This window comes from bacterium (assembly GCA_040757115.1).
Taxonomy (GTDB): domain Bacteria; phylum UBA9089; class CG2-30-40-21; order CG2-30-40-21; family SBAY01; genus JBFLXS01.
In genome coordinates this window covers 10050-16304 of the sequence record JBFLYA010000078.1, presented here as the reverse complement: position 1 = coordinate 16304, position 6255 = coordinate 10050, and the positions used below count along the sequence as shown (strand labels likewise).

Annotated in this window: 6 protein-coding genes; all 6 read right to left on the bottom strand. The window is 35.3% G+C overall.

The window, feature by feature from the left end:
• Nucleotides 1-123: 123 nt before the first annotated feature.
• The 6 genes from AB1422_08780 to AB1422_08755 all read right to left on the bottom strand — a co-directional run bounded on the left by AB1422_08780 (nt 124) and on the right by AB1422_08755 (nt 6114).
• Nucleotides 124-1122: a TRAM domain-containing protein gene (locus tag AB1422_08780; GenBank protein MEW6619411.1), complete on the bottom strand. Its 999-nt coding sequence runs from the start codon at nt 1120-1122 to the stop codon at nt 124-126.
• Between the two features lie 134 nt (nt 1123-1256).
• On the bottom strand, nt 1257-1739 hold the full coding sequence (locus AB1422_08775) for a CarD family transcriptional regulator (GenBank protein MEW6619410.1): 483 nt from the start codon (nt 1737-1739) through the stop codon (nt 1257-1259).
• A 161-nt stretch (nt 1740-1900) separates the two neighbouring features.
• Nucleotides 1901-3259 (bottom strand): DNA repair protein RadA, encoded by a 1359-nt coding sequence (gene radA / locus AB1422_08770; GenBank protein MEW6619409.1) that lies wholly within the window; start codon nt 3257-3259, stop codon nt 1901-1903.
• Nucleotides 3260-3276: 17 nt separating this feature from the next.
• On the bottom strand, nt 3277-4176 hold the full coding sequence (locus AB1422_08765) for a PorV/PorQ family protein (protein MEW6619408.1): 900 nt from the start codon (nt 4174-4176) through the stop codon (nt 3277-3279).
• Nucleotides 4177-4530: 354 nt separating this feature from the next.
• Nucleotides 4531-5022, bottom strand: coding sequence for a hypothetical protein (locus AB1422_08760; protein ID MEW6619407.1), 492 nt, complete (start codon nt 5020-5022; stop codon nt 4531-4533).
• A gap of 567 nt (nt 5023-5589) precedes the next feature.
• The gene (locus tag AB1422_08755) at nt 5590-6114 is read right to left on the bottom strand and encodes a transposase (protein MEW6619406.1); all 525 of its coding nucleotides are present in this window, start codon (nt 6112-6114) and stop codon (nt 5590-5592) included.
• Nucleotides 6115-6255 lie beyond the last annotated feature (141 nt).

The following is a 6255-nucleotide window of genomic DNA, read 5'->3' as shown; positions in this document are numbered from 1 at the left end:
TCTACATTCTACATTCAATATTTTGTAAGTGTTCCGAAATCTCAATCAATATTAGTAATTCAAGACCTGAACGGTTACGAATTTTGCTTCTCTGTAATTCTCGGTCACCCTGTCAACTATTTTTTACATACGCCCCTCTTCTAATTTAGCAAATATCATTCTGCCCGCAGTCGTTTGTAAGACAGAGCTGACGATTACTTTTACCTTTTGTCCTATGAAATCCTGGCCATTATCGACAACAACCATTGTTCCATCATCTAAATAACCCACGCCTTGACTAAATTCTTTACCCTCTTTAATAACATGAACATTCATCTCTTCGCCAGGAAGAACTACAGGTTTCAATGATTCGGCTAATTCATTTATATTTAATACTCGAACCCCTTCTAATTCAGCAACTTTATTTAGATTAAAGTCATTAGTAAATACCTTTCCACCGCATAACTTTCCTAATCGCACTAATTTACTATCTACTTCTCTAATGTCATTGAAATCAGTTTCGTCTATCTTAACTGGAATATTAACCATTTTTTGTATCTTATTGAGCACATCCAATCCTCTTCTGCCGCGATTTCTTTTTAGTGAATCAGAAGAATCGGCAATCTTTTGTAACTCCTTTAGAACAAAGCGGGGTATAACTAAAATTCCTTCTATGAAACCCGTTTCGCATATATCAGCAATTCTTCCGTCAATAATGACACTCGTATCTAATATTTTTAGTTCCGCATTAGAGACTTTTTCTTTTTCTTTTGCTTCAGATTGAATCCTGGTAAAGGTAAATGTCTTTAATATATCCTCTTTTTTCTTTACCGCAATTATCATTCCCAGATATCCAAAAATTAAACATAGAGCCAAATGCAGATACATCGAGAATCTTTGAATTTCAGGGAGATATACACAGGATAAGGCTAATAAATTGGCAATGATTAATCCCAACATTAACCCTAATCCAGCAAAAACAACCTTTACTCCTTGAACTCGAACTAAACATACCTCTATTCCAATAATAGTAAGTCCGAAGCCTAATCCGACTAAGAATCCCATTAAATATTGATTATTCAAATAACCAATAAGGAATCCGACTACTACGGAAAGAAGAACAAACAAAATCCTTCTCATTATATTTTTTTACCTCCTTTAGATTTCGTGAAACCTTGATGAAAAAAAGGCGTAGAAGAAATAATTTTTTCCCCTACGCCTCTAAAAATTCTGTTTAAAAAGATTTTTGTAAGATAATTACAAAATTTTATTATTATTTATAATATTTCCTCAATCATAGCAATTGATTCTTTAATATCAATATCCTTAGCAAAAGATACTTCACTAACAATCATTGATAAAGCATTATCAAAAAGCCTTTTTTCTATAGATGATAATCCATGTTTTTTATGGCGTGAAGAAAGATTTTTTACTACTTCAGCTATTTTATAAATGCAACCACTTTTCATCTTTTCTAAATTATTTGCATACCTTGTCTTCCAATCAGAAATATAATTTATTTCATCATCTTTTTTTCTTAAAATTTCTATTACTTTTGATACCTCACCTCCAGAGATAACTCCTCTTAATTTCACCTTTTCTACTGATGAAGTTGGCACCATTATTCTTATTTTATCCATTAATAATCTTAGAACATAATAACTTTGATTTTTTCCCAGTACCTCATGGTGCTCAATTGACTCTACGATTCCTGCTCCATGTAGAGGATATACTATTCTATCACCTACATTAAACATCATTTTTTGCTTCCTTGCAATTATTATAGCATAATTAATCTCAAAAGTCAAAAGAAAAAAATAAACTTTTTTTACTTATTTCATAACTGCTTATTAATGATAGAGATAGAAAAGAGGGTAAACACTGAGCAGTGAATAGTGGTTAGTAGGCTTCTGTTCACTGCTTATTGATTCAGTTTGACATTTTCTAAAGCCTCTTTCAGATTTTTGACCCCTATTAAGTCAATTGAATAAGATTTTAGTCCCGCTAAGTTATATTCTGGTAAAATAAAGCGTTCAAATCCCAGTTTACTTACCTCTTCTATCCTTTTTTCAATATAACTTATTCCTCTAACCTCACCGGCTAAGCCTACCTCGCCAACAATGGCGATTTTGGAATCAATGGGTTTATCTTTAAGGCTTGAGACCACAGCACAGGCAATGCCTAAATCTGCGCCGGGTTCTACAATTTTCATTCCACCTGTTACATTGACAAAAACATCGTATATTCCAAGATGTAATCCCATGCGTTTTTCTAAAACCGCTAACAGGAGTGCGGTGCGATTGTAATCTACGCCCAGAGTTTCCCTTTTTGCCAGACCAAAGTTAGTCGGGCTGACCAGAGATTGCAATTCAACCAGAATAGGTCTTGTTCCTTCTATGCTGGCTGTAACTACAGAACCAGAAACGCCTATTGGTCTTTGAGACAAAAATGCTGATGAGGGGCTATTTACCTCAACCAGTCCTTTTTCTTGCATTTCAAATACACCAATCTCATTTGTTGACCCGAAACGATTTTTTACTGCCCTTAAAATTCGATAAGTATTATACTGTGCCCCTTCAAAATAAAGCACGGTATCAACTATATGTTCTAATACCCTGGGTCCAGCAATTGCCCCTTCTTTGGTTACATGACCAATGATAAAGATAGCAATTTGTTTTTGTTTGGCTAAATACATTAATGAGGTGGTGCATTCGCGCACCTGACCAATATTGCCAGGAGAAGAACCTAATTCTGATTTATAAATTGTCTGAATAGAATCAATAATCACTATCTTGGGTTTTATCTCTTCTATTTTGTTGATGATGTATTCAAGGTTACATTCTGTAAGAATATGTAGATTTTTAGAATCAGCATTTATTCTATTTGCCCTTAATTTAATTTGTTGTAATGATTCTTCACCAGAAACATATAATAACAACCCATATTCGATACTCAACGCATTTGCCGATTGAAGGAGTAATGTTGATTTTCCAATTCCCGGGTCACCACCAATTAAAATTAATGCTCCTGGCACTATTCCACCACCTAAAACTCGGTCAAATTCGTTAATTTTAGTTAATAATCTTTCTTCTTCTGAGATTTCAATGTCAGAAATAGATTTTGGTTCGCAAGGGGCTAAAGAAGGATATTTTGAGGCAGGAAGTTTAATTTCTTCTACGAATGTATTCCATTTTTCACATCCAGGACATTTCCCAAGCCATTTCAATGATTCATAGCCACATTCCTGACAATAAAATTTAGTAGTTGATTGATTAATCATCTTATGATACCAATATATTAAAACTTTATAATCACTGAAAATCTATGTGTATCATCTAATTCACCGTAAGGCACAAAGGCATAGTCAAATTGTGAGGATTTTAAGTTAACTCCGGCTCCAACCGTCCAACCTGAATCCAGGTCGTTTTGTGAATTGTAGCCTGCCCGGAGGGTTAAAGTAGGATTAAAAAGATATTCTACACCAATATTTATTCTGGTGTTATTATCTTCTGGTTTAGTTATATCCGTGGCTAAGAGTAATTTATTTCTTTTATAAGAAATACCCATTTTATAAGTAAGTGGTAAATTTTCAGGCTGTTGAACGAATTTTAATTTTGAGCCTAAGTTTTGCACCACAGCCGCGGTTTTAAATCCCTCTTTTGCTGATTCTAAATGCAAAATACCAATATCTATAGCAAGAGCCTTTGCCTTTTCATTTTCTATCTTTTGCTGGATAAGTTTTCCCGTAATTCCCAAATAAGTATTTTTATTTGCCGCTAATGAATAGGCGATATTCAAGGCACAATCGTAAGCAGAAAAATCCCCAATTGGGTTATCATTCATATCTTTTCCTTCTAAATCACCCATTCGTAGATAAATCAGACTAACTGCACTCACCCCTCTGTCTGTCGGCTGACAATAGGCTAAAAATTCATATTTAATATCATACAGCCATTCATTGTGCATAAAGGTTGCTTGTTTTTGATTAATCTGGTATAGGCCGGCTGGATTCCAGTAAACAGCATTAATATCATTGGATACAGCACAAAATGCCTCACCCATACCAGACGGTCTTGCCCCAGCACCTATTTTCAAAAACTGAGCAGCGCACATCCCAGCTTTTTCATTTGTCTTAGCCTGAACATAAGTAAAGGATATTACTAATCCCATTACTAATAATATTACATATCTCTTCATTTTTTTACACCTCCAAAATTTACAGTTCTTTTTTTACCTCACAGTTTTTTTAAGTAGAAAGTGAGATGTCCGAAAAGAAGTTGATTCTCATGAAAATAGCCGTAAGAATAGAACACGGATGACGCGGATTTAACGGATTTTCGCTGATTTTTTTCTCTTTTTTCTGTCTTCTATCTTATATCCGCGAATATCCGCATTATCAGCGTGCTATTCTTCTGAGGACTATTTTGGGGTCAGACCGTGAATGTTGAATGTAAAAGGAACTACTTTCTACATTCAAGGTCTGACCCTAATTCCTTTCCGTCAACTATTTTCTCAATTCGAGGTCTGACCCCCTCTGCTCCCCTCCTTTAATCACTCACGAGGAGTGAGAGGCGGTCCTGGTGGTGGTGGTGGTGTAAATTGTAACCATGCCTTTGTTGCTATTCCCTGCCTATTCTTGTCCGGATTGCGCCAATGTAGTGTCCCTTTCCATTGGTTGTCCTCGTAATCGTAGCTGAGAACTGCCCGTACATTGTAGACAGTAAATATGAACTGCTCGTTGTTTAGAAGCCACAAACATTGGCATTCCAACCCTATTTGAAGAAAGTTCCAGTAGTCTAGCAATGCAGCGCCATCAACAGGGTACGGTTCAGCATTTACTGTTGGTGTTCCTATAAAGCGATAACCAGCGAGATCGAAATGAGGGAGGGTTGCACCCGGACTTGGCATCTCTACTCCTAATTCGTACACATAATTATCAGAATCACATAACCACACAGTGATCACCCGATGACTTATCGCAGTTGCAGTCATAGTGAGCATAAAGCTTATTGCTAACAGTGTTGTTAATATCGCCTTTTTCATCTTTTATCACCTCCTTTTGTTAAAAATTATAGTAGCTTTTCCTATTCCTGCCTTCTGAATTTTTACTTAATTTACTTCATGCAAGAATAAATCGACCTTCGCTACATACTACTATAAGAAGGATATGGGGTCAGACCTCGAAAAGAAAATTAAGAATACTTTCTACTTTTTTTTTAAAAAGTTTTCTCAAGACAATCTAAAAATCGATGACAATCCTCATCAATGAGAAATATCCTCCCTTGAGCAACTTCCCTTGACATAACATGATAAACTGCATCCTCATATTGTACTCTCCATGGTCTTGCCATAATACTTTTATAATATCATACACCTTTGACTTCGTCAACTATTTTCTCAATTCGACAGGCTGTTGACATAAAATCTACCTTTTTTTCTTATCGGTTTTGACTTTAATTTTTAACATAAGAAGTCCGACAACTTAAAAACCGGGTTTTATGAATGCTATCTTTAAAATCTTAAATCTTTCTCCTCTCTGAGGTAAAATTATAGCATTTAAAACACTCCTATATTGAGAAAAACGATAGCCTTTACCAGAAATAATAAACCTTATAATTCCATATGACCCTTTGCCCGAACAAGTTTTTCAATATTTGCTGAACTTACTGACATCAACTGTTGAATCCTTATCATCTCTTTATTTCGATAAAATGCTCTCCGCAACAGATGATAATCTTTTAGATGACCAATACCTGCTTCAATCCTTAATTGCATCTTTATCGCTTTCTTATGTTCAGGTGTTTGATTTAATTCCCTTGCTTGTTGTCTCCTCTTATGCTCATCTTCAATAATCTCTACTGTTCGGTAACTTACAGTAGTACAAAATCCTCTCAATTCACATTCACCACAAGCTATCCCTTCAAACCTTATCTTCCTATCTTTACGAGGTTTCTTACCCAACCTCTTCATTTGCTTTCCTGCTGGACAAAGAAGATCACCTTCTTTATTGAACTCAAACATCTCTGTGGAATAAACACCATATTTGTTTTCCCTTTTGGCAAGACTAATATAGGCTTTTGTCTCATCTTTCTCTACATGTTCTCTTACTTCAATCTCATCATATCCTCTATCCAAACTCAACTCCTTCGGAGCCTGACCTACATTCTTTTTGAACTATTTTTGAACTATTTTGGAACTATTTTGGGGTCAGACCGTGAATGTTGAATGTAAAAGGAACTGCTTTCTACATTCAAGGTCTGACCCTATTCTACTCTT